This window comes from Peribacillus sp. SIMBA_075 (assembly GCF_046534585.1).
Genome location: NZ_JAWRYN010000487.1, coordinates 1 through 276, shown reverse-complemented (window position 1 = coordinate 276; position 276 = coordinate 1). Strand labels below are relative to the sequence as shown.

General features: G+C 36.2%; 1 protein-coding gene. It reads right to left on the bottom strand.

Features of this window, described 5'->3' with window-relative positions:
- Positions 1-199, bottom strand: a 199-nt coding sequence (locus SB775_RS29110) for a ferrochelatase (protein WP_410864687.1), incomplete at its 3' end; no start/stop codon positions are given.
- Positions 200-276 lie beyond the last annotated feature (77 nt).

The window sequence follows — 276 nt, the reverse complement described above, 5'->3', positions numbered from 1 at the left end:
ATTTATGCGCCTGCTCTTTCATTATTTTCCCAAGCGGTGAAATTCCACCAATTGCTTTATACCATCCGATTAAATTTTGGAGCGCTTCTTCAGATGGCTTACGGCCATGACGAATGTGAGTATAATAAGCTTCTACATCATCTAATGACTCCGGTGTTCCATATGCCATTACAAGCAAACCTATTTTCTTCTTCGTCATCTATATAGCACCTCAATTTTGGAAATGAGAATCTTTTTCAAGAACATTTGTTTCCAATTATAACAAGCAATAATAAG